The sequence below is a fragment of the Dermacoccus abyssi genome, from assembly GCF_003515945.1.
Classification (GTDB): domain Bacteria; phylum Actinomycetota; class Actinomycetes; order Actinomycetales; family Dermatophilaceae; genus Dermacoccus; species Dermacoccus abyssi.
In genome coordinates this window covers 1-22,727 of sequence record NZ_QWLM01000014.1, presented here as the reverse complement: position 1 = coordinate 22,727, position 22,727 = coordinate 1, and the positions used below count along the sequence as shown (strand labels likewise).

Below are 22,727 nucleotides of genomic sequence, written 5' to 3'. Positions count from 1 at the left end.
AGACGTCTGCTTGCGCGCAAGAAGGGAAGGTCTCTTCCCTTGTGGTGTGCAAGGCGCTTGCTTGCGCACTCGTGGGGAAGATTTCTGCGCTTGTGGTGGGCGGGGCATCCGGTCGCGCAAAAGAAGGGACGATTTCGGGTCCGTGATCAGTGAGCGCGACGGCGCCGGGCGGCCAGGCGGCGCACTCCGACGATGGTGAGTCCGAGCATCAACCCGAGCCAGGCAGCGGGCGCACCGACCTCGAGCGCCGCAAACCACGCCGTCGGCGTGTACGTCCTGAGACCGACGGCGAGTCCGACCACTGCGCCGAGAGCGCCGAGTCCTCCGCTCAGGCTCGCCACGAGTCGAGCGTCGTTCCGCGAGAAGCCGGGTGAGGGGTGCGTCGGACGCGTCGTACCCGAGGTGACGTGCTGTGACATGGCGTTCCGCCCTTCTCCGCACATTTGAGCGGTTGCTCAATTGCTGATGTAGGGCTCATTGAGCGACTGCTCAAGGGTTTCGGGGGAGGAGTTCCATGGCGAGGGAAGCAGCCGCACTCACCCAGCGGCGTCTTCGTGCGGCCGTCGTCACGATCGTCGGACGGCGCGGACTCGCGTCCGTCACGGCGCGATCCGTGGCGGCCGAGGCAGGCGTCAACCAGGCGCTGATCTTCTACCACTTCGGCACCCTGGGCGACCTCGTCGCGGCCGCCTACCGCGAGTCCGTCGACGAGGCGCTTGAGCGGTACCGCGAGGCCCTCGCCTCGGCCCACGGGCTCGGCGAGGTCCTCGACGCCGTGAAGGCCGAACTCGGCACCGACCGCGCTGACGGCGGTGCGGCGCTCATGGCTCAGCTCCTCGCCGCTGCGGGGCAGGACGAGGCGCTGGCGAAGCTGGCGCGGGAGTTGCTCGGCGAGTGGCGCACGGTCGTCGGCGAGGCGCTCGAGCGAGCGATGGTCGACAGTCCCGTCGAGGGGCTCGTCTCGCCCGCGAGCGTCGTCGAGGCAGCCCTGTCGGGCATGCTCGGCACAGTGCTCGTCGACGGCGCCGAACCGGGCGCCCTGTCGGGCTCCTTCGCCACACTGCGCGAACTCGACCGAACCCTCGCGCGGTTCTCCCGGCTGCCCTCACCCGTTCGTCGTGCCGTCCGGTCCGTCATCGCGCCGAAGTTCGCATCGGACGCTCCGAACCACCCCTCTCGGTAGGCTGACGACGTGGCGCGCGAGAAAACACGACTTCAATTCGGCAAGTACAACGGCGACGAGCACTGGGGCAGCGAACTGGAGATCCTCGGCCAGGACGCCAACGGCCTGTGGCTCGGCGGGCGCAAGGGCACCGAGGTGAGCAAGCCCGGCACGAGCCAGAAGGTGCCGTGCAACCACGTCGTGCTCATTCCTGACGAGCAGTGGTGGGTCGCCACGTTCAACGCCGAACCCGCCGGGCGCAGCCGCACGATCGAGGTCTACGTCGACATCACGACGCCGACCACCGTCAACCAGGGCGAAGCCTTCACGCTCGACCTCGACCTCGACGTCATCAAGCGGACGACGGGCGTCGTCGAGATCGACGACGAGGACGAGTTCGAGGCGCACACGCGCGACTTCGCCTACCCGGCACGGCTCGTCACGGCTGCTCGCGAAGCGGCCGACGCCGTCCGCTCGATGATCGAGAACGGTGAAGCGCCCTTCGACGGCTCCCACCGAGCCTGGCTCGCCAAGATTTGAGCCGAGTACGCCCGCTCGACGCCCTCGGCGCTGGGCAGACTTCCCTGCGGTTGGGTAGTCGCTGCCTGGGCCCAACCGCAGCAAACTCCGCCCAACGGCATGAGGTGACCCCTCCGTCGCCAAACGCGCCGAAACCCGGTCGAGCCGCCGCGCCGCCGCCCTCTAAACTGGCCGGGTGACTACTGTGCTGCCGCCCGACGCCGACTGGGTTTCCCGACTTGCCGACGAGACGATCGCCGAGGCCGAACGCCGCGGCACGAAGGTCGTCGTCGCCTCCGGCATCAGCCCCTCTGGCCCGGTGCACCTCGGCAACCTGCGCGAGGTCATGACCCCGCACCTCGTCGTCGACGAGATCCGCCGCCGCGGCGTCGAGTGCGAGCACATCATCAGCTGGGACGACTTCGACCGCTACCGCAAGGTGCCCAACGTCCCGAACGTCGACGACTCCTGGCAGCAGTACATCGGCATGCCGCTCACGCGCGTGCCTGCGCCGAAGGGTTCCAGCGCGTCGAGCTGGGCCGAGCACTTCCGCACCGAGTTCGAGGCCGGCCTCGACGCCCTCGGTGTCGTCTACCGCGGCATCAGCCAGACCGAGCAGTACACGTCCGGGGCCTACACCGACGAGATCCTCTTCGCGATGAGCAAGCGCGACGAGCTCGACGCCATCCTCGCCCGCTACCGCACGCTCCCCAAGAACGACGCCGCTGCGAAGCCCGTCAAGGGTGGCAAGAAAGCGCCCGTCCTGTCGGAAGAGGAGCAGGCTGCGGCCGCCGAGGCCGAAGAAGGTTCCGGTGCGGCCGGTGAGGACGACGGCGGCAGCTCGAGCGGCTACTACCCGTACAAGCCCTACTGCTCGAAGTGCGGCACCGACTTCACCACCGTCACCGCCTACGACGACGAGACCACCGACCTCACCTACACGTGCCGCTGCGGCCACGAGGAGACGGTCGTTCTGCGCGAGCACCACAACGGCAAGCTCGTGTGGAAGATCGACTGGCCGATGCGCTGGAAGTACGAGGGCGTCGTCTTCGAGCCCTCCGGCGTCGACCACCAGAGCCCCGGCAGTTCATTCGTCGTCGGCAAGGACGTGGCACCCATCTTCGGGTGGGAGCGTCCCCTCGGCCCGATGTACGCCTTCGTGGGCATCAAGGGCATGGCGAAGATGAGCTCGTCCAAGGGTGGCGTGCCGATTCCCACCGACGCCCTGACAATCATGGAGCCCGCGCTGCTGCGCTGGCTGTACGCGCGCAAGAAGCCCAACCAGAGCTTCACCGTCGCGTTCGACTCCGACGTGCAGCGCATGTACGACGAGTGGGACGCGCTCGTGGCCAAGGTGGGCTCCGAGAAGGGCCAGCCCGGTGACGTGGCTGCGCTCGTGCGCGCCTCGACGACGGCCGAGGGCGAGCTGCCCTCCACGCCGCACCCGGTGGCCTACCGCACCCTCGCGAGCATCAACGACATCACGACGGGCGATGAGGAGCAGACGCTTCGCATCGTCGGCAACCTCGACCCGGCGAACGCGCCGTCGAGCCTCGACGTCCTGCGTCCGCGCCTGAGCTGTGTGGAGCGCTGGGTCGAGCGGTACATGCCCGACGACGAGCGCACTGTCGTGCGTGAGACGAAGGACGAGGCAGGCATTGCCGCGGCCACCGACTCGCAGCGCGAACAGCTTCGGATCCTGCTCGACGGCAAGGACGTCGACGGCGCCGAGGGCCTCGGCCGCATCGAGGACGTGTGGACGCTCGACGGACTCACCACGCAGGTCTACGGCGTGCCGAAGGTGCAGGCGGGCAAGGACGCGAACTTCCGCCCCGACCGCAAGGCCGACCCCGAGACGGCCGCCGAGCTCGGTGCGAGCCAGAGGGAGTTCTTCAAGCTGCTCTACAACCTGCTCATCGGCAAGGACACGGGTCCGCGCCTTCCCACGCTCCTGCTGGCCGTCGGCCCGCAGCGTCTGCGCGAACTCGTCACGCCCTGATCGAGCCGTGACGAAGCCCGCTCACCTCACGAGGTGAGCGGGCTTCGTCATGTCGTGCCTACTTCGTCGGCGCGCTCGAGTAGACGCCGTCCTTCGTCATCGACGGGATCAGCTCGTCGATCGTGACGAGGGTGTAACCCTGCTTCTGCAGCTCGTCGACGATGCCGGGCACGGCCTTCGCCGTCGACGGGTGAATGTCGTGCATGAGGACGATGGCGCCCGGGTGCGCGCCGTCGACGACACGCTTGGTCGTCGTGTCGGCGTTGCGGTTCTTCCAGTCCTCGGTGTCGATGTCCCACAGGACGGAGGGAGCGCCGGCGCGCGGCGTCGCCTCGGTGTAGGCGCCGTAGGGCGGGCGAACGGCGACCGGGTCACTGCCCGTGATCTTCTTGAGAACGTCGGCGGTGCGGGTGATCTCGCTCGTCACCTGGGCGTCGGTGAGGGTGGTGAACTGCGGGTGCGACCAACTGTGGTTGCCGACTCCCATGCCGAGCTTCACCATGCGCCGCACGGTGGCGGGCGCGGCCTGGACGGCCGGGCCGAGGGTGAAGAAGGTGGCGCGCGCTTTCTTCTTCTCGAGGGTGTCGAGGATCGAGTTCGTGTACGGGCCCGGGCCGTCGTCGAAGGTCAGCGCGATGCACTTGGCCTTGGTGCAGTCGGTCTTCTTGCCGGCGTTCTCCGGCTTGGTGGTGGACGTCGACGGCGCCGGTGACGTACTCGACGCCGGGCTCTTCATCGCGGCCTCGCGCACGCGGCGCCCGTCGTCGGAGAGGTAGCGCTCCGGGTTCTTCACCGTGGCGTAGTGCTGCCCGGCCGACATGGGCCCGATCGTTCCCTCGGCGACGGCGGCGACGAGGGTGCCGTCGGGGGTGAAGCTGACGTCGGTGAAGACTTCCTCGGGTGTGGCACCTTCGAACGGCTCGCCGCCGCCGTTGACCTGCACGGCCTGACGTTCGAGTTCCTTGACGAGGGCGGCGCGTTGCGAGTCGTCGATGAGCTGGAGCGAGGTGAAGGAGGAGTCACCGTCGCCGTACAGCGTCGTCGAGGTGGCCGCAGAATCGGCTGCCGTGACGGTGTGTCGGAGCCGGATGCCGTACAGCCCCGAGGCGTTGACGACGGGCTCCCACACGACCGTCATGCCGGAACGCGGCCCCGAGTACGTGCCGACGTAATCGCGACGCCAGCTCTGGATCTGGCGCTCGAGCGCTTCGGAGAGCTTCTCCGATCCCGGGAGCGCGGGCCACTGTGCCGAGTAGCGGGGGGCGTTCCACGAGCTCTCGGCACGAACGTCGGAGGCGTCGAGTTCGAGCTTCACCGGCGACACCTTGGGCGCCGACGAGGAGACGCTGACGCTCGGCTTCACCGAGGCGCCCTTCGAGCCCGACGACGAGCCGGACGGGTCGTCCGTCGTGCACCCCGCAACCGCAGTGGCAACGACGAGGGCGAGGGCAGCGAAGCGACGAGACGTTCTCACGGCGCAATCATTCCAGCGTCACCTCGGTGGCGGCTGGACGGGAAGGGAGTGTCGCCCGACCACGCCCGATCGGGCACCCTGCGGACCGAGGGGTTCGTTTCTCCTGCAAACGGCCCGACGTTGTCGGTGGCGTCTCCTAGAGTTCGGGGCGTGCTTCGTTCTCGCTCCCGCATTGCCGCCTGCTCGTTGTTTCTCTCGGCGGCCGTGCTGGGCGTGACGGGGTGTGGCTCGCTCGACTCTTCGCCATCACCGTCGGATGCCTCGACCACGAGCAGCACTGAGACGCCTACCGCCGAGACGTCGTCGCCGAGCGATGCTCCGTCGTCCACACCGACCACGTCGGGTGACGCCCACGAGTCCGGCAACTCCAGCGACGCGTCGAGCGACCCGAGCAACACGTCAGCGGCCGAAGGGGCGGACGGCGACCGTCGCGGCATCGGTGCGGGCACAGGCGCGGGGCCGCTGTACGACATCGTCGGCATCTCGGACGGGGACACCATCAAGGTGCGCATCAACGGGGTGAAGGAGAGCATCCGCATCATCGGGCTCGACACCCCGGAGACGCGTAAGCCGAACGCGCCGGTCCAGTGCTTCGGCAAGGAGGCGAGCAGCAACATGCAGTCGCTCGTGCAGAGCAAGCAGGTTCAGCTCGAGGCCGATCCGAGCCAGGGGGAGCGCGATCGGTACGGGCGCCTGTTGCGCCACGTCTTCGTCGGCGGTTCGACCAACGTCGCGCTCGCGCAGATCGAGGGCGGGTTCGGCAAGGAGTACACCTACCACGGGCCGTACGCGCACCGGCTCGAATACCTGGCGGCGATGAACCGGGCGAAGACGGCGAAGCGCGGCACGTGGGGGCCGCCGTGCAACGGGTTCCACGAGGGGCTCGCCACCACGGCGCCTGCGCAGCCGGCCCCTACCGCCTCCGCGCCTGCGGTGAAACCCTCGGCCGCCCCCTCAGCCTCGACGAGTGAGCCGGGCGCCTGCTCGATCAAGGGCAACATCAACTCCGACGGCGAGAAGATCGCTCATCGCCCGGGCGACTCGGCGTACGAGCGCACCAAGATCTCGACGGGCAAGGGCGAGCGCTGGTTCTGTTCCGAAAGCGAAGCTCTCGCGGCGGGGTGGCGCATGGCCCGCGCCTGAGCGCTTCCTGAAAAGTTCCTGGCGAGTAACTGAAGCAATTCCCTTGTGGTATGGCACAGTTCACAGCGGTCGCAACCGGGCGGCCCGAATCAGGAGGATCTTCGTGAACCACACCTTCATGCGTAAGGCCGTCGCCACGTGCGCGGCTACCGGAGCCGCGGCAAGCTTCGCGTTGTTGTCGGCACCGGCTCAGGCTGCGCCGCCCGTGCCCTCCGAACCCCTCCCTTCGCCGACGTCCTTCGTCGTGCTTCAGGCGGGAAAGGGCACCGACAAGGCAACCGCTGCAGTGAAGGCGGCGGGCGGCACTGTCGTTCAGGAATGGCCGCAGATCGGCGTCGTCATCGCTCAGGCCTCCGACGGCGCCTTCGACGACAAGGCGCGCAAACGTCCGGGCGTCGTCGCAGCTGGTCCAACGCGCGCCATGAGCGCCCTCGCGGGAGCGGGCAACGTTGTCCCTGACGGCGAAGTGACGGGACTGGGCCCCGGAACCTCCGGTGGCGACGACACGAAGGAAGCCCTCAACGCGGACCAGTGGGACATGCGTCAGATCGGCGCCGACAAGGCCCACCGCAAGACCGACGGCAACCGGGCGATCACCGTCGGCGTCCTCGACAGCGGAATCGAAGCCGATCACAGCGATCTCGCGGCCAACGTCGACCCCTCTCAATCCGTGAGTTGCAACGACCGAGGGGTGCCGAACACCAACCCGAAGGCCTGGCAGCCCACGACATCCGACCACGGAACACACGTCGCCGGCACCATCGCGGGTGCCCGCAACGGCACGGGTATCGTCGGCGTCGCGCCGAACGTCAAGCTGGCAGCGGTCAAGGTCGTCGACGACGACGGGTACATCTACCCCGAGTACGCGATCTGCGGCTTCGTCTGGGCGGCTGACAAGGGCATGGAGGTGACGAACAACTCGTACTTCATCGACCCGTACTTCCTGTGGTGCAAGGCAGACCCCGAGCAGCGACCCGTCATCGAGGCCGTGAATCGCGCACTCAAGTACAGCGAGAAGAAGGACGTCGTCAACGTCGCCGCAGCAGGCAATTCGGGCTGGGATCTGTCGAAACCCATCACCGACACCGGCAGCCCGAACAACTCCGATGACCCGCAGCCGCGTGAAACGGACCACCGCTGCTACGACATCCCCGCCGAGGCCGGCAACACCGTTGCGGTGTCCTCGGTCGGCCCCACGGCGGTGAAGTCCTACTTCTCCAACTACGGTCGCGGTGTCGTCGACGTGGCCGCACCGGGTGGTGACAGCCGCGTTCCCGCTGACACTCCGAGCAAGAACGGGCGCATCCTGTCCACCGTTGTCGGCGGTGGCTGGGGCTACAAGCAGGGCACCTCCATGGCTTCGCCGCATGCGGCGGGCGTCGTGGCGCTGCTGCGCGGCACGCAAACAGGCCTCAACGCCAAGCAGACGATCTCCACCCTGAAGCGCCAGGCGAACCCTCTTGCGTGCCCCGAGTTCTACGACCAGGACCGTGACGGCGTGAACGACGCGACGTGCGAGGGCAAGAAGCGGGGCAGTGGTTACTACGGCGCTGGGCTCGTCGACGCCTTGAAGGCTGTCGGCGGCTGACGTTCCTCCTGTTCGTTCGCATCGGCCCGTCCTCGCGCAGTGTGGGGGCGGGTCGGCCGATGAACGGCGGGTGTTCGGCGTCAACGGCGGCCACTAGCATCGCGTTCATGAGCGAACACCCCCTCGACGTCCTCTTCACAGCGGCCCGCGACGGTGAGAGCGTCGTCGTTCCGCCCGGTTGGGGACAGGGTCGTGCCACGTTCGGTGGCGTCGTCGCAGGCGCGATGCTCAGCCGCGTTCTCGCCGCGGTGGACCTGCCGGAGCAGGACGTGCGGGCCATGACGATCAACTTCGTCGGCCCCGTCGAAGCCGGTGACGCACGCGTCACGGCCGAGGTGCTGCGTCAGGGCAAGTCCGCGACGCAGGTGGAGGCCCGCGTGATGCAGGCCGACGCCTCGGGCGTCGAGTCGGTGCGGGCCGTCGCGCTCGTGACGATCGGTGCGGCGCGCCCGTCGTCGCTCTCCCTCGCGGCGTCACCGCTCGGCAAGGACCTTCCCGAGCACGACTCGCTCACGCCGATCCCGTACATCGAGGGCGTCACGCCCGAGTTCATCGCGCGCCTCGACATGCGCCTCGCGAAGGGCCACGGACCGTTCAGCGGCGGCGCCGACGGCGACATGCACGGCTACATGAGCTTCCGCGAACCCACCGACGACTTCGGGCTCGCCCACCTCGTGGCACTCGTCGACTGCTGGCCGCCCGCAGCAGGACAGATGCTGACCAAGGTCGTCCCGATGTCGACGATGACGTGGACGATGGACTTCGTCGCGCCCGTCACCGGAACCGGCGCCGACCGCTGGTGGTACGAAGTGACCACCGATGCGGCTCACGACGGCTACGGCCACACGGCCGCCCGGGTCTACACGGCGAGCGGCGATCCCGTCGTCATCAGCTGCCAGACGGTGGCCGTCTTCGGCTGAGTTCAGGCACTTTGCGCGCCTTTGTCGCGTGGCGGTCTCGCAGGGTCCTCGCTTCGCTGCGGTCCTACGATCCATGTGCGCTCGGCGGCACGGTGTTTTTTTGGCGCGCCTTTGTCGCGTGGCGGTCTCGCAGGATCCTCGCTTCGCTGCGGTCCTACGATCCATGTGCGCTCGGCGGCACGGTGTTTTTGGCGCGCCTTTGTCGCGTGGCTGACTCGCAGGATCCTCGCTTCGCTGCGGTCCTACGAGTCAGCCACGCTCGGCGGCGCGCACGTGGTGGTGGATGACCTCGTCGATCACGAAGCGCAGGAACTTCTCCGAGAACTCCGGGTCGAGGCCCGACTCGGTCGCCAGCGCGCGCAGCCGCGCAACCTGACGTTCCTCGCGCGACGGGTCTGCCGGCGGCAGCTCGTGCGTCGCCTTGTACTCACCCACGGCCTGCGTGATGCGGAAGCGCTCGGCGAGCATGTGGATGATCGCCGCGTCGATGTTGTCGATGCTGCGCCGGTAAGCGCCCAGCACCTCGTCCGACGTACCGGCCACGGAACTGTGTGGCGAACGCCCGCCGTCGCTCGGCGGCATGGCGGGCTCGGGGGTGGTCGTCATGGCAGGGCCCTTCGCATCGGGGTCAGCGAACGTCGAGCACCGTCATGCGATGCGCGGCACGAGTCAGCACAACATAGAGAACCCGGGCGCCGCCAGGCGATTCAGCTGTGATCTCATCGGGGTCGACAACGAGCGTCGCGTCGTACTCCAGGCCCTTCGTCGACATCGGGTCGATGACGACGACGCGTCCCGAACGTCCGTCGAGTTCCTCGAGAACCTCACGCCACTTCGCAGGAGCGATGACGGCGACACTGCCGTCGACCTGCTCGAGCAGCGTGGCGACCTCCGAGCGGGCCTGGGCGAGAACGTTGTTCGGGGACACCGTGACCGACGTCGGGTGATTGCCGGTCTCGCGAACGGCCTGCGGGATGTCGGCGTCCGGCACGTAGCGGCGGATGAGCTCGGCGGCGAAGTCGAAGATCTCGCGCGCGTTGCGGTAGTTCGTTGTCATGTGGAAGCTCTGACGCTTCTTGGAGCCGAACGCTTCGTCGCGCGCCGCAGTGGCCTCTTCGAGGTCCGGCCACGACGCCTGCGCGAGGTCGCCCACAACGGTCCACGACGCGTAGCGCCCGCGGCGGCCGACGGCCCGCCACTGCATGGGGGAGAGGTCCTGCGCCTCGTCGACGAGCACGTGGCTGTACTCGTCCGCGCGCGTCAGGCGTCCGGCGAGCAGGCGCTCACGGGCATCCTTCGGCGTCACCTCGTAGCCGACGTCGTGGCTCTGGCGGCGCGAACCGGTCACCTCGACCTCGGTGACGCCGTAGTCCGAGAGGCTCTCGAACTCCTCGATCTCGTAGAAGCCGCGTTCCTCACGCTGGGCCTCCGGCACCTCGGCGAGGCGCGCGAGCAGGTCGTCGACGAGGGCGACGTCGGCCACGGACCACTCACCGGTGGCGAGGGCGGCCTCGAACGAGCGGACGAGCTCGGCCTGTTCGGCGTCGGTGAGGACGCCGCGGGCGAAGCGCGCCAGGCGGCCCGCGTCGGTGAGCCACAGGAGCACCTGACGCGGGTCGATCGGGCGCCACCAGTCGGCGACGAACGCCTCGACGTCACGGCTGTCCTCGAACCGATCGATGAACTCGGTTCGCTCCATGTTCGTGTGCGTGCGCACCTGATTCCATGCGGCAGAAGCGAGTTCGCTGACAACATCGCTAGGGTCGCCCGCGAGCTTGTTGTGCTGGTGGTGAGAGAGCAGGCGGCCGCGGATGCGACGCAACGTCGGCTCGTCGAGGTTGACGGCGAGGCCCGCGACCATCGCGCGCAGGCTCCCCGGCGCGTCGGGTGCCACGTCCTTCGCCGCGCGCGAGAGCACCGTGCGGATGCTGAGCGTGCCCTTGATGCGGGCGGCCTCCGGGGTGTCGAGGCGCGTTGCCGTCATGCCGCCCACGACGTCGCCGAGGGCTCGGAGAGCGACGGAGTCCTCACCGAGTGAGGGCAGCACGCGCTCGATGTAGGCGGTGTACGCGGACGACGGGCCGACGACGAGGATGCCGCCCGACTCGAAGCGGCGGCGATCGGAGTAGAGCAGGTACGCCGCGCGGTGCAGCGCGACGACGGTCTTGCCCGTACCCGGGCCTCCCGTGATGAGGGTGACGCCGCGCGCGTCGGCCCGGATGGCCTCGTCCTGGTGACGCTGGATCGTGGCGACGATGTCGCGCATCTGCGCGCCGCGCGAACGGGTGAGCGCCGCCATGAGCGCGCCGTCGCCAACGACCGTCATGCCCTCGGGCGCCTCGACGACCATGAGGTCGTCCTCGACGCCGAGCACGTTCGCGTCGCGGCAGCGCAGCACACGCCGGCGCACGACGTTCTCGGGCGCCACCGGCGTCGCGCGGTAGAAGGGCGACGCCGCGGGGGCGCGCCAGTCGATGACGAGGGGCTCGTACTCGTCGTCACGCACGCCGAGGCGGCCGATGTAGCGCACCTCGAGGTCGTCGCCGGAGCCGGTGGAGACCGAACCGGACCCGTCGGAACTCATCGCGTGGTCCATGTCGAGGCGCCCGAAGACGAGCCCCTCGAACTGCTGCTCGAGGGTGGCGCGGCGCTTGCCCGCGGAGAACATGAGGGCGTCGCGTTCGAACAGACCAGCCTTCTCCTCGTCGCGCATGTCGCCGGAGCGGCTCGCGCGCCCGCGCGCGAGGCCTTCGCTCTCGACGAGCTGGACGCGCTCGCCGGCCTTCGCCAGTTCGGAGTACACGCGATCGACGTGCGCCTGCTCGTGCGCGATCTCGTGCTTCACCTCGTCGGGCAGTTCTTCGTGCGAACGTGTGCCCTGAGCTGTGCTCACGCAGTGTTTCCCATCGCCGTGCGGTCCGTTCACCCTCGCAGGGTGGCACTCCAGCTTAGTCGTCGCTCGGTGTGCGATCACGCCCCGCCCGGCGCCCGTCTCACGCGCGCCTGTGCGGCCCGCCCGGGGTCGAGCGACGTCAGCCCTGTGCAAGCAAGTACTCACGCGGCGCACGACCGACCTTCGCGCCCACTCCTGCCGCGGAGCGGACCTCTTGGAGAGCTCTGGCCCGAATCCCCTCTGTCGACTATAATCGACACATGTTCGAGGTTCTCACCACCCAGGACTTCGATCGTTGGCTGCGTCGGCTGAAGGACAGGCAAGGCCGTCTGCGGATCTTGGCCCGTCTCGATCGTCTGAGCGCCGGCAACCTCGGCGATGCGAAACCGGTCGGTGGCGGCGTCCTGGAGCTGCGTCTCACCTTCGGTCCCGGATACCGGATCTTCCTGACGCGCCGAGGTCAGCAGGTGGTCCTGCTGCTGTGCGGCGGGGACAAGTCCACCCAGACCGACGACATCGCCAAGGCGCGGCAACTGGCCAGCGCTTGGAACACGCAGGAGGGGCACGATGACTGAGACCTACACCCGATTCGACGCCGCGAGCTACCTCGAGAACATCGAGGACGTCGCCGGCTACCTGCAAATCGCCCTCGAGGAGTCTCACGAGGACCCCACCGCGGTGCCCCGCGCTCTGGGGGTCATCGCCCGGTCGGGCAACATGAGCGAACTCGCCCGCCGGGTCGGCATGAGCCGCGACGGCTTGTACAAGGCCCTGTCCGACCAGGGCAACCCCACCTGGACGACCGTGCTGAAGGTGAGCGAGGCGCTCGGGCTTCGCCTGTCGTTCGAGGCTGTAGCCTGACCCACGCGTGCTTCGCCGCGTAGCAGGGCCCTTCAGGTGTCTTCATGGCGGCGCTGGCCTCACTCGATGCCTCACGTCCCGGCTCGAGTCTGCGAGTCCAACGAGGCTGGCGAGGTGGACGGCTGGAGCGATCCTGTAGGCCGTCACCGCCTTCACTCGTGTAACGGATCGCCCATTTCGCGGCGGTTCTCCACGACACATCACAAGCGTTCCGCGGCGCGAGTGCCACCCGTCGTCGATGATCATCGGGCCAGACACAAGCGGGTACGGACTGTGAGAGCGGTGTTGGAGCGGGCAGCGTGGGCACTCAAGGCCTCCCGGCGTGGTGTGGGAACCAGACACTCCAATTGCACCTAGCGAGGCCTTCGTTTGTCACCCGATCAGATCATCGTGCGTCGCCGCTTCGCACAGACCGGACCAACGTTCCTGGTCTTCACAGCTAGGCGCAGCAGACTGGGACCATGCCGAGCCATTCTGTTTCCCTCGCGAACCACCTCGCTGCCGGGTGTCGCCACTCTGTGGGTTTGTGCAGTGACGGCACGGTGGTCGCGTCCGGGGGTGATTCCGCCGGCGAAGGGGCCGTGGGCGGGTGGAGCGACATCGTGGCCGTAGCGGCGGGGAACGTGCACGCGTTCACCAACACCGGCAAGTCTCACACCGTGGGTCTGAAGTCTGACGGCACTGTTCTCGCCGTCGGTTGGAACGGGAACGGTCAGTGTGATGTCAGCTCGTGGAACAGTATTCGAACTGTTGCTGCCGGGTGGCGCTTCACGTTGGGCGTCTGTCAGGACGGGACTGTCGTTGCGACCGGCCGAAGCACGGAGGGCCAGGCGGCCGTCAATGAATGGTGTGGGGTCACGGCTGTGACCTGCGGTGATTGGCACTCCGTGGGAGTGACGACCGCCGGAACGGTTCTTGCTGCAGGGAACAATCGTGCGGGGCAGTTGGACGTGGTCGGTTGGCGGGATGTGGTCGGGGTCTCGGCGGGCTACCTCCACACGCTTGCGTGCACGGTCGACGGAAGCTCGTTGGCTGTTGGGGCGAGAAACAGCGGAGTCGACATCGTCCTGACGTGGCGAAACGTCGTCCAGGTGTCCGCAGGCAGTCACCACAGCGTGGGGCTCACCGGCTCGGGGCGAGTCTTGGCCGCCGGTTCGAATAGCCACGGCCAGTGCGATGTCCAGGATTGGCGGGATGTCATCGCCGTGGCCGCGGGCGCCCGTCATACCCTCGGGCTCCGAGCGGACGGGGTCGTGCTCGCGACGGGCAGCGACGAGCATGGTCAGTGCAACGTCGGGAGCTGGCCGCACTTGCTCTGATCCAATGCGCGCTCAGACGGCGAACCGTGCGTCGGAACAAGACACCGTGTACCTTTCCCGCAGGCTCAGGTGTTGCGATCTCGACAACGAGCCCTGCGATGTTCGTCGCACGGACGCCCGCGCGCTCTGCGGGCTCACCTACGCCCCGTTCGGTCGCGGGCAGCCCCGGTAGGGTTGGGCGCATGAAGACACTCGTCGTCGGTACGGGCGCGCGCGAGCACGCGATCGTCAGGGGTCTGGCCGCAGACCCGCAGGTCGAAGCCGTCCTCGCAGCGCCGGGAAACCCCGGAATCGCGCAGATCGCTGACTGCCGACCGGTCGATGCGAACGACGGCGACGCCGTCGCGGCGCTCGCGCAGGAGGCCGGGGCCGACCTCGTCGTCATCGGGCCCGAGGCGCCGCTCGTCGCGGGCGTCGCTGACGCGGTGCGGGCTGCAGGAATCGACACGTTCGGCCCCTCTGCCGAGGCCGCTCGCCTCGAAGGTTCGAAGTCGTTCGCCAAGGACGTCATGAACGCCGCGAACGTCCCCACTGCGGGGGCTCACACCTGCACCGATCTGGATGCCGTCGCTGCAGCGCTCGACGCGTTCGGCGCCCCGCACGTCGTCAAGGACGACGGGCTCGCTGCCGGCAAGGGCGTCGTCGTCACTGACGAGCGTGACGAGGCGCTCGCCCACGCGAAGGCCTGCCTCGACGCGGGCTCGACCGTCGTCATCGAGGAGTACCTCGACGGCCCGGAGGTCTCCCTCTTCTGCATCACCGACGGCACGAGTGTTGTTCCCCTGCAGCCGGCGCAGGATTTCAAGCGCGTCGGCGACGACGACGCCGGCCCGAACACCGGTGGCATGGGCGCCTACTCGCCCCTCGAGTGGGCGCCGCACGATCTCGTCGACGAGATCGTGCGCTCCGTCGCGCAGCCGACGATCGACGAGATGGCGCAGCGCGGCATCCCGTTCGCGGGTGTGCTCTACGTCGGCCTCGCGCTGACGTCGAAGGGCCCGAAGGTCGTCGAGTTCAACGCGCGTTTCGGTGACCCGGAGACGCAGGTCGTCCTCGCGCGCCTTGTCACCCCGCTCGGCCAGTTGCTGCGGGCGGCTGCACGCGGCGAACTCGCCGATTTCCCGGCGCTGGAGTGGCGCGACGAATCCGCGGTGACCGTCGTCGTCGCGAGCGACGGCTACCCGGCTCAGCCCAAGACCGGTGACCCCATCAGCGGGCTCGAGGACGTCGATGGTGACGGCTCGCGCGCCGGTGGCGGCGCCTACGTCCTGCACGCGGGCACGAAGGCCGGCGACGACGGCACGCTCGTCTCCTCGGGTGGCCGCGTGCTCTCCGTCGTCGCCCTCGGCGCCGACCTCGGCGAGGCCCGCGAGGTGGCCTACGCGGGCGTCGAGAAGATCGACCTGCCCGGTTCGCACCACCGCAGCGACATCGCACTCAAGGCCCTGCGCGGCGAGATCACCGTCTGAGCCTCACGCCCACACCCTCGACGAACCCGCACCGCTCCAAGGAGAGTCCATGACCGACGCCCCGAACCTGCCGGGTTACGCGCACGTCTACTCGGGCAAGGTGCGTGACCTCTACGCGCCGCTCGACGACGCGGGCAACCCGCGCGACGACCAGGTGCTGCTCGTCGCGAGCGACCGCATCTCGGCGTTCGACTACGTCCTGTCGACGCCGATTCCGGACAAGGGCGCGGTGCTGACGCAGCTGTCGCTGTGGTGGTTCGAGCAGATGGCGGACCTCGTGCCCAACCACGTCATCTCCACGGACGTGCCGGAGGCAGTCGCCGGGCGCGCGGTGCTCGTCGAGCGTCTCGACATGGTGCCGCTCGAGGCGATCGCCCGCGCCTACCTCACCGGTGGCGGGCTGGCCGAGTACCGCGAGACGGGTTCGGTGTGCGGCGTCGCGCTGCCCGCGGGGCTCGAGGACGCGTCGAAGCTGGACGAGCCGATCTTCACGCCGACGTCGAAGGCCGAGCTGGGGGAGCACGACGAGCCCATGACGTACGACGAGGCCGTCGATCTCATCGGTGCCGAGCGAGCCGAGGAGATTCGGGACCTCACCGTCCGGATCCTGCAGCGCGGCAACGAGATCGCGTCCGAGCGCGGCATCCTCATCGCCGACACGAAGGTGGAGTTCGGGGTTCGCGCCGACGGCACGCTCGTGCTCGCGGACGAACTGCTCACGCCCGACTCGTCCCGCTTCTGGCCGGCCGACGACTGGCAGCCTGGTCGCGCACAGAACAGCTTCGACAAGCAGTTCGTACGCGACTGGCTCACCTCCGACGCATCGGGCTGGGGGGACAAGGCGAGTGGCGAGGAGCCGCCTGCGCTGCCGGCCGACGTCGTCGAGGCCACCCGCGCCAAGTACGTCGAGGCGTACGAGAACCTCACGGGTCGCATCTTCGCCTGAGCCCCGGGACGCACGAAGCGCGGGCGCCCTCCACCGGGTCGCCCGCGCTTCGTATGTCTGCTGCGGTCAGCCCGTCTGTCCGACGAAGCAGCTGCTGGGTTCCCAGTGCTCCGGTGCCGCGCCGAGCTTGACTCGGAAGTCGCCGCTCTTGGCGCCGGTGACGGTGGGTAGGCCGTTGCCGACCACGACGCGACCGGTGGAGTCGTGGCACACGGCGCTGAGACCGACCGGGCCGATGTCCTCGGGCGCCTTGAACGTGCCCGTGATGAGCGGCCAACGGCCCTCGTGGCCGTCCTTCGTCACCTTGACGTTGCTCACCGAGATGTCGTGGGAGTTCTCGTCCTCGGTCACCTTGGTGATCTTCATGCGGACCTTCTTCGCGCCGGCGGGGGCTTTGCTGATCTTGTTCGAGACCTTCGTCATTCCGGTGCCCGAGCCGACGTTGATCTTGTCCTCGGTGGTTTCGAGAACCTTGCCCGCGGAGTCGAGGAGCTCGTATTCCGTCGCTTTGCGCAGGACGATATCGGGCGCGGCGGGCCTTCGGGCGGAAGAGAAACACCGCTCGTGAGCGTGGAGGCAACGCCGGCCCGGCGGAGTACGGGCAACCGGCCTCTGGCAGGCTCGCTCGACGTCGCAGAACTGGCTCGTCGGTGGGACAGCGAGCCCGATCTCGCCGTCGGGCGGAGGCTGCCGCCCCCGTACACTCGGAAGGGCAAAGGTTCGCCTCAGCCAGCCAACGACGCCCACGCCGGTGTCAAAGAAAACCTGCAGGAGTTAACCCATGGGCCACGTCGTCGTCGACGTCATGCTGAAGTCCGAGATCCTCGACCCCCAGGGTCAGGCCGTCGCCGGTGCGCTCCCGCGCCTCGGTTTCGAGCAGTTCACCGACGTGCGCCAGGGCAAGCGCTTCGTCCTCGAGGTCGAGGGTGACGTCACCGAAGCCCACCTCGCCGCGGCGCGCGACGCCGCCGGCAAGCTCCTGTCGAACCCGGTCATCGAGGACGTCGTCAGCGTCCACGACCTGGCCGACGAGGACGCCCGATGAAGATCGGCGTCATCACCTTCCCCGGTTCGCTCGACGACCACGACGCCAAGCGCGCCGTCCGTCTCGCAGGCGGAGACCCGGTCGACCTGTGGCACGGCGACGCTGACCTCAAGGGCGTCGACGCAGTCGTCGTCCCCGGCGGGTTCAGCTACGGCGACTACCTGCGCTGCGGCGCCATCGCGCGCTTCGCGCCGGTCATGGAGAAGCTCGTGCCCGCCGCGCAGGGCGGCATGCCGGTGCTCGGCATCTGCAACGGCTTCCAGATCCTGTGCGAGTCCCACCTCCTGCCCGGCGCGCTCATCCGCAACGAGCAACAGAAGTTCTTCTGCACCGACCAGGTGCTTCGCGTCGAGAACGCCTCCACCGCGTGGACGAACGACTTCGAGCAGGGCGCGGAGATCACCATCGCGCTCAAGAACGGTGAGGGCTGCTTCGTCGCCGACGCCAAGACCCTCGACGAACTCGAGGGCGAGGGGCGCGTCGTCTTCCGCTACCTGCACGGCAACCCGAACGGCTCCTACCGCGACATCGCCGGCGTGACGAACGAGCGCGGCAACGTCGTCGGCCTCATGCCGCACCCGGAACACTGCGTCGAGGAGGGCTTCGGCCCCTCGACCGACGGCCTGGCGTTCTTCACGAGCGCGATCAAGGCGCTCGCGAACGTCTGAGGGGATACGAGAACACATGAGTGACCTGAGCATGACGCCCGAGCCCGGCCACGAAGCCGGCGCCCGCGAACACCACACCGACAGCAACCAGATCATCGCTGCTCCACAGACCGACGGCCTCGACACGGTGACGAAGGCCGAGGCCTCGCCCGACGTCGAGCAGCCGTGGGCGGAACTCGGCCTCAAGGAGGACGAGTACGCCCGCATCCGCGAGATCCTCGGCCGCCGCCCGACAAGCGCCGAACTGGCCATGTACTCCGTGATGTGGAGCGAGCACTGCTCCTACAAGAGCTCGAAGGTGCACCTGCGCCGCTTCGGCGACCTGCCGAGCGAGACCCCGCGCGGCAAGCAGCTCGCCGGCATCGGTGAGAACGCCGGCGTCATCGACATCGGCCAGGGCTGGGCCGTCACCTTCAAGGTGGAGTCGCACAACCACCCGAGCTACATCGAGCCCTACCAGGGCGCGGCCACCGGCGTCGGCGGCATCGTGCGCGACATCATGGCCATGGGCGCGCGCCCGATCGCCGTCATGGACCCGCTGCGCTTCGGCGCCCTCGACCACCCCGACACCGCCCGCGTGCTGCCCGGCGTCGTCGCCGGCATCGGCGGGTACGGCAACTGCCTCGGCCTGCCGAACATCGGCGGCGAAGTCGTCTTCGACGACTGCTACCAGGGCAACCCGCTCGTCAACGCCCTGTGCGTCGGCAAGCTGCGTCACGAGGACCTGCACCTCGCGAAGGCTGCGGGCAAGGGCAACAAGGTCATCCTGTTCGGCGCCAAGACGGGCGGCGACGGTATCGGAGGCGTCTCTGTTCTCGCCTCGGAGACGTTCGACGCCGAGGGCCCGGCCAAGCGTCCGGCCGTTCAGGTCGGCGACCCGTTCGCCGAGAAGGTGCTCATCGAGTGCTGCCTCGACCTGTACGCCGCGGGCGTCGTCGAGGGCATCCAGGATCTCGGTGGCGCGGGCCTCTCGTGTGCGACCTCCGAGCTGGCCTCGGCCGGTGACGGCGGCATGCGCATCGAGCTCGACCGTGTTCCGCTGCGCGACAGCTCCCTTCGGGCCGAGGAGATCCTCATGTCCGAGTCGCAGGAGCGCATGATGGCCGTCGTCGAGCCGGAGAAGCTCGACGAGTTCATGGCGATCGCGAACAAGTGGGACGTCGAGGCCACCGTTCTCGGCGAGGTCACGGACGGCGAGCACCTCGTCATCACGTGGCACGGCGAGGTCGTCGTCGACGTTCCGCCGCGTTCTGTTGCTCACGACGGCCCCGTCTACGAGCGTCCGCTCGCGCGCCCCGACTACCTCGACGCACTGCAGTCCGACTCCGCGTCGCTGCTGACGCGCCCGTCGTCGGGTCACGAGCTGCGCGAGCAGCTGCTCGCTGTGCTCGGTTCGCCGAACATCGCCGACAAGTCGTGGATCACCGACCAGTACGACCGCTACGTCATGGGCAACACCGCGCTCGCGATGCCGGACGACGCGGGCGTCGTGCGCGTCGACGAAGGCACCGGCCTGGGCGTCGCCGTTTCCACCGACTGCAACGGACGCTTCACGAAGCTCGACCCGTTCATCGGCTCCCAGCACGCCGTCGCCGAGGCGTACCGCAACGTCGCGGCCACGGGTGCGACGCCGCTCGCCGTCTCCGACTGCCTCAACTTCGGTTCGCCGGAGGACGCGGGTGTCATGTGGCAGTTCAGCCAGGCGGTCGACGGCATCATCGAGGCGTGCCGCTCGTTCGGTACGCCGGTGACCGGCGGCAACGTGTCGTTCTACAACCAGACCGGTGACGTGGCCATCCACCCGACCCCAGTCGTCGCTGTGCTCGGCGTCATGGACGACGTCAGCAAGCGCACGCCGTCGGCATGGAAGGACGCTGGCCTCGCGCTCTACGTCCTAGGCGAGACGCGCGACGAGCTGAACGGCTCCGAATGGGCGTGCGTCGTGCACGGCCACCTCGGTGGCACGCCGCCGCAGATTCACCTCGACAACGAGAAGGCACTCGCCACCGTCCTCATCGACGGTGCGCGTGACGGCCTGTTCGCCTCGGCGCACGACCTCTCGTCCGGTGGCCTCGCGGTCGCACTGGCTGAGGGTGCGGTGCGTCACGGTGTGGGTGCGTCCGTCGAGTTCGAGCAGGGCAACGCGTTCGTCTCGCTGTTCTCCGAGTCGGCCGGACGTGCACTCGTCGCTGTTGCGCCCGAGCACGTCGAGGCCTTCGAGGCCATGGCCGGTGGGCACGGCGTGCCCGCGACGAAGATCGGCGAAACGGGCGGGGGAGCGCTCGCCGTCGGCGACCTGTTCTCCGTGCCGGTGGCCGAGCTCGCCGAGACGCACCAGGCGCCGCTGCGCAAGGTCTTCGGCTGATCGACCGAACGAAAGCGGCGGGCCGGTTCTTCGGAACCGGCCCGCCGCTTCGTTGTGCGCGGTGGGAGCGTCACACGATCAGCAGGGGGAGAGGATCAGCCCGAAGCCGCGCAGCAGGTGGACGGCGGCCAGGGCGAGCAGGATGGCAACCAAGCCCGCGCGCAGCGCCACCGGCGGCTTGTCCGCAAGGCGCTGGACGGTCGGAGACCACGTCACCCAGGCGCAGACACCGAGAGCGATCGCAACGAAGAAACCGGTCAGATCGACGGACGAGCACGAGGTGACCTCGCCGTCGTGAGTTTGATTTGAGGTCTGACTGAGTTTGACGCCGAAACCGAGCAGACCGATGGCCAGACCGACTCAGAACGCGTTGGGGACGGCATTGAGGTTCGGCGTGGTCCGGGAGGGTGCGTTCGGTGACGTCGTCAACGGTCTCATTCCTTCATCGGCGATCTGAAAGCGTTGCGGGGCAGGTTCTGTGGCCACGCTGAGGGTGAGACGCACCGAACAGTTGGATGGCTCCACTGGACTTTGCGAATGTTGGGTCTCGTCGTGAGCCGCGGCGGGCACTCTGTCGATGGGCTGCTACCGATGAGTATGGTCGGACCATGCCTGCGATCGTCGAAGCCCTGCGTGGAGTTCTGCCCGCCGACGTCCTCGTGACCGACACTGACGTCATCGCGTCCTACGCCCACGACGAGGCCGAGTGGGCGCCGTTCGGAACCCCGGCCGCCGTCGTACGACCGACGACGTCGGAGCAGGTTCAGCAGGTTGTTCTGGCCTGCCTCGAACACGATGTCGCCGTCGTGCCGCGGGGCGCCGGAACGGGCCTGTCGGGTGGCGCGAACGCACTCGACGGCTGCGTCGTCGTCAGCCTCGAGAAGATGAACCGCATCGTCGAGATCAACGCGACGGAGCGCCTCGCGGTCGTGCAGCCCGGCGTCGTCAACGACCACCTGCGCGCCGCTGCGGGAGAGCAGGGCCTGTGGTACCCGCCGGACCCGGCCTCCGCGCCCTGGTCGACGATCGGCGGCAACTGCGCCACCAACGCCGGCGGCCTGTGCTGCGTCAAGTACGGCGTCACGCGCGACTACGTCCTCGCCCTCGAAGTCGTCACCGGCACCGGCGAACTCGTGCGCGTGGGACGCCGAACGGCGAAGGGCGTCGTCGGCTACGACCTCGTCGGCCTCATGGTCGGCAGCGAGGGCACGCTCGGCATCATCACCGAGATCACCGTCAAACTGCGCGCGGCCCGCGCACCCGAGACGACGGTCGTGGGGTTCTTCCCGGACGTCGTCTCCGCCGGAAACGCCGTCCAGGGCGTCGCGGACGCCGGAATCGCTCCCTTCGCACTCGAACTCGTCGACCAGGTGTGCCTCAAGGCTGTGGACGACTGGAAGAACATGGGCCTGCTCGACATGTGCTCCGAGCACCTCGACGGCAAGAGCGAGGGTAGGGGCGGCGCTGCCGTTCTGCTCGGCCGCATCGACGACCCGGGCGCCGTCGGCGAGCAGGAGGCCACCCGCATGGTCGACGTGTTCACCTCCGCCGGAGCGAGTTTCGCCGCCCGCTCGACGAGCGAGGAGGAAGCGGAGACGTTCTTCGCGGCGCGCCGCCTGGCCTACCCGGCGCTCGAACGCCTCGGCGACACCCTCACCGAAGACGTCTGCGTGCCCAAGGCCGAGGTGCCCGGCATGCTCTCGCGCATCGAGGAGATCGCCGCGAAGCACGACACCGTCATCGCCAACATCGCGCACGCCGGCGACGGCAACCTCCACCCGCTGCTCATCACCGAGCCCGGCGATGACGCCGCCCGCGAACGCGCCCAAGCGGCGTTCGCCGAGATCATCGACGCCGCCCTTGCCGTCGGTGGCACCGTTACCGGCGAGCACGGCGTCGGCCTGCTCAAGATGCCGGGGCTCGAGCAGGAGCAGACGGGTGTCGTCATCGACATGCAGCGCGCGATCAAGCGCGCACTCGACCCGAAGGGCATCTTCAACCCGGGCAAGGTCTTCTCGGCCTGACGGCAAGCCGCGTGCCGGGGGTCACCGCTGGCGCAGCGCGGTCATCTCTCCGACGGCAGGACGTCTCGGCGGGTCACTGAAGCCGAAGCCGCACGCGGTGAGGTCCGTCAGGTTGCCGAGTGGCCGTCCTGTGTAGGTGCCGGAGACGGCCGTGATGACGCGCTCGCCGCGCGCACAGTGGTGCTCGCGGCGGCCGTCGCGTAGGCGTCCGACGGCGTGCACCGCGCGAAAGCGGCTCTTCACAGATGAGGGTGTAGTCGGTTGAGCGCGTCGGTGGCCGGGTAGGGGTCGAGGTCTCCCGGATGATGGAAGTTCTTCACGCTCGCCATCCC

Annotated in this window: 22 protein-coding genes and 1 pseudogene; 15 read left to right on the top strand and 8 right to left on the bottom strand. The window is 68.7% G+C overall.

Translation table 11 applies throughout. The features are described 5' to 3' along the window. Nucleotides 1–146 precede the first annotated feature (146 nt). Nucleotides 147–419 carry a hypothetical protein gene (locus D1832_RS11510; RefSeq protein ID WP_118914177.1) on the bottom strand — a complete coding sequence of 91 codons (273 nt, stop codon included), beginning with the start codon at nucleotides 417–419 and terminating at the stop codon, nucleotides 147–149. A 95-nt stretch (nucleotides 420–514) separates the two neighbouring features. Here D1832_RS11510 and D1832_RS11505 point away from each other — a divergent pair, with 95 nt between their 5' ends. From D1832_RS11505 to lysS, 3 genes are all read left to right on the top strand, one after another. Further along, the gene (locus tag D1832_RS11505; protein WP_118914175.1) at nucleotides 515–1,183 is read left to right on the top strand and encodes a TetR/AcrR family transcriptional regulator; all 669 of its coding nucleotides are present in this window, start codon (nucleotides 515–517) and stop codon (nucleotides 1,181–1,183) included. A 9-nt stretch (nucleotides 1,184–1,192) separates the two neighbouring features. Next, the gene (locus D1832_RS11500) at nucleotides 1,193–1,702 is read left to right on the top strand and encodes a DUF402 domain-containing protein (RefSeq protein WP_118914173.1); all 510 of its coding nucleotides are present in this window, start codon (nucleotides 1,193–1,195) and stop codon (nucleotides 1,700–1,702) included. Nucleotides 1,703–1,877: 175 nt separating this feature from the next. Then, nucleotides 1,878–3,680, top strand: a complete 1,803-nt coding sequence (lysS, locus tag D1832_RS11495) for a lysine--tRNA ligase (RefSeq protein WP_338067322.1) — start codon at nucleotides 1,878–1,880, stop codon at nucleotides 3,678–3,680. A 58-nt stretch (nucleotides 3,681–3,738) separates the two neighbouring features. Here the strand turns inward: lysS and D1832_RS11490 are convergent, their stop codons facing one another. Further along, nucleotides 3,739–5,154 (bottom strand): polysaccharide deacetylase family protein, encoded by a 1,416-nt coding sequence (locus D1832_RS11490; protein WP_118914170.1) that lies wholly within the window; start codon nucleotides 5,152–5,154, stop codon nucleotides 3,739–3,741. Nucleotides 5,155–5,304: 150 nt separating this feature from the next. On the opposite strand from D1832_RS11490, the gene D1832_RS11485 reads away from it, so the two are divergent. The 3 genes from D1832_RS11485 to D1832_RS11475 all read left to right on the top strand — a co-directional run bounded on the left by D1832_RS11485 (nucleotide 5,305) and on the right by D1832_RS11475 (nucleotide 8,805). Continuing rightward, a complete protein-coding gene (locus tag D1832_RS11485; protein WP_241510991.1) occupies nucleotides 5,305–6,297 on the top strand; it encodes a thermonuclease family protein in 993 nt (330 codons plus the stop codon). Nucleotides 6,298–6,400: 103 nt separating this feature from the next. After that, the gene (locus tag D1832_RS11480) at nucleotides 6,401–7,885 is read left to right on the top strand and encodes a S8 family peptidase (protein WP_241510990.1); all 1,485 of its coding nucleotides are present in this window, start codon (nucleotides 6,401–6,403) and stop codon (nucleotides 7,883–7,885) included. Between the two features lie 107 nt (nucleotides 7,886–7,992). After that, nucleotides 7,993–8,805, top strand: coding sequence for an acyl-CoA thioesterase (locus tag D1832_RS11475; RefSeq protein WP_182434769.1), 813 nt, complete (start codon nucleotides 7,993–7,995; stop codon nucleotides 8,803–8,805). 249 nt (nucleotides 8,806–9,054) lie between these two features. On the opposite strand, the gene D1832_RS11470 is transcribed toward D1832_RS11475, so the two are convergent. Beyond that, a complete protein-coding gene (locus D1832_RS11470; protein ID WP_047312604.1) occupies nucleotides 9,055–9,387 on the bottom strand; it encodes a chorismate mutase in 333 nt (110 codons plus the stop codon). Between the two features lie 46 nt (nucleotides 9,388–9,433). Then, nucleotides 9,434–11,698 carry a HelD family protein gene (locus tag D1832_RS11465; RefSeq protein ID WP_118914166.1) on the bottom strand — a complete coding sequence of 755 codons (2,265 nt, stop codon included), beginning with the start codon at nucleotides 11,696–11,698 and terminating at the stop codon, nucleotides 9,434–9,436. Between the two features lie 260 nt (nucleotides 11,699–11,958). On the opposite strand from D1832_RS11465, the gene D1832_RS11460 reads away from it, so the two are divergent. Then, a complete protein-coding gene (locus tag D1832_RS11460; RefSeq protein ID WP_118914165.1) occupies nucleotides 11,959–12,273 on the top strand; it encodes a type II toxin-antitoxin system RelE/ParE family toxin in 315 nt (104 codons plus the stop codon). Next, nucleotides 12,266–12,559 carry an addiction module antidote protein gene (locus D1832_RS11455; RefSeq protein WP_047312394.1) on the top strand — a complete coding sequence of 98 codons (294 nt, stop codon included), beginning with the start codon at nucleotides 12,266–12,268 and terminating at the stop codon, nucleotides 12,557–12,559. The genes D1832_RS11460 and D1832_RS11455 overlap by 8 nt, the downstream gene beginning before the upstream one ends. A 112-nt stretch (nucleotides 12,560–12,671) precedes the next feature. Here D1832_RS11455 and D1832_RS15860 read toward each other — a convergent pair. Further along, a pseudogene (locus D1832_RS15860) lies at nucleotides 12,672–12,758 on the bottom strand (leucine zipper domain-containing protein); the annotation flags it as partial. A gap of 403 nt (nucleotides 12,759–13,161) precedes the next feature. On the opposite strand from D1832_RS15860, the gene D1832_RS11445 reads away from it, so the two are divergent. The 3 genes from D1832_RS11445 (at nucleotide 13,162) to D1832_RS11435 (ending at nucleotide 16,293) form a co-directional block, all read left to right on the top strand. Then, nucleotides 13,162–13,878, top strand: a complete 717-nt coding sequence (locus D1832_RS11445; RefSeq protein ID WP_241510989.1) for an RCC1 domain-containing protein — start codon at nucleotides 13,162–13,164, stop codon at nucleotides 13,876–13,878. A 182-nt stretch (nucleotides 13,879–14,060) separates the two neighbouring features. Further along, complete coding sequence (purD, locus tag D1832_RS11440) at nucleotides 14,061–15,347, top strand: phosphoribosylamine--glycine ligase (protein WP_118914161.1); 1,287 nt, start codon at nucleotides 14,061–14,063, stop codon at nucleotides 15,345–15,347. 49 nt (nucleotides 15,348–15,396) lie between these two features. Next, entirely contained in the window at nucleotides 15,397–16,293 is an 897-nt protein-coding gene (locus tag D1832_RS11435; protein WP_118914159.1) for a phosphoribosylaminoimidazolesuccinocarboxamide synthase, read from the top strand. A 66-nt stretch (nucleotides 16,294–16,359) separates the two neighbouring features. Here the strand turns inward: D1832_RS11435 and D1832_RS11430 are convergent, their stop codons facing one another. Beyond that, nucleotides 16,360–16,716: a hypothetical protein gene (locus D1832_RS11430; protein ID WP_118914158.1), complete on the bottom strand. Its 357-nt coding sequence runs from the start codon at nucleotides 16,714–16,716 to the stop codon at nucleotides 16,360–16,362. 358 nt (nucleotides 16,717–17,074) lie between these two features. On the opposite strand from D1832_RS11430, the gene purS reads away from it, so the two are divergent. Genes purS through purL form a run of 3 tightly spaced genes read left to right on the top strand, consistent with a single transcriptional unit; the run spans nucleotide 17,075 to nucleotide 20,371 of the window. Further along, nucleotides 17,075–17,338 (top strand): phosphoribosylformylglycinamidine synthase subunit PurS, encoded by a 264-nt coding sequence (purS, locus tag D1832_RS11425; protein ID WP_118914156.1) that lies wholly within the window; start codon nucleotides 17,075–17,077, stop codon nucleotides 17,336–17,338. Continuing rightward, nucleotides 17,335–18,006, top strand: coding sequence for a phosphoribosylformylglycinamidine synthase subunit PurQ (gene purQ, locus D1832_RS11420; RefSeq protein ID WP_118914154.1), 672 nt, complete (start codon nucleotides 17,335–17,337; stop codon nucleotides 18,004–18,006). Before purS ends, purQ begins: the two co-directional genes overlap by 4 nt. A gap of 16 nt (nucleotides 18,007–18,022) precedes the next feature. After that, entirely contained in the window at nucleotides 18,023–20,371 is a 2,349-nt protein-coding gene (purL, locus tag D1832_RS11415; protein ID WP_241510988.1) for a phosphoribosylformylglycinamidine synthase subunit PurL, read from the top strand. 78 nt (nucleotides 20,372–20,449) lie between these two features. On the opposite strand, the gene D1832_RS15390 is transcribed toward purL, so the two are convergent. Then, a complete protein-coding gene (locus D1832_RS15390) occupies nucleotides 20,450–20,587 on the bottom strand; it encodes a hypothetical protein (protein WP_182434768.1) in 138 nt (45 codons plus the stop codon). Nucleotides 20,588–20,979: 392 nt separating this feature from the next. Here D1832_RS15390 and D1832_RS11410 point away from each other — a divergent pair, with 392 nt between their 5' ends. Beyond that, a complete protein-coding gene (locus tag D1832_RS11410; RefSeq protein WP_118914152.1) occupies nucleotides 20,980–22,395 on the top strand; it encodes an FAD-binding oxidoreductase in 1,416 nt (471 codons plus the stop codon). A gap of 21 nt (nucleotides 22,396–22,416) precedes the next feature. Here the strand turns inward: D1832_RS11410 and D1832_RS11405 are convergent, their stop codons facing one another. After that, complete coding sequence (locus D1832_RS11405; protein WP_118914150.1) at nucleotides 22,417–22,638, bottom strand: hypothetical protein; 222 nt, start codon at nucleotides 22,636–22,638, stop codon at nucleotides 22,417–22,419. Between the last annotated feature and the right edge of the window lie 89 nt (nucleotides 22,639–22,727).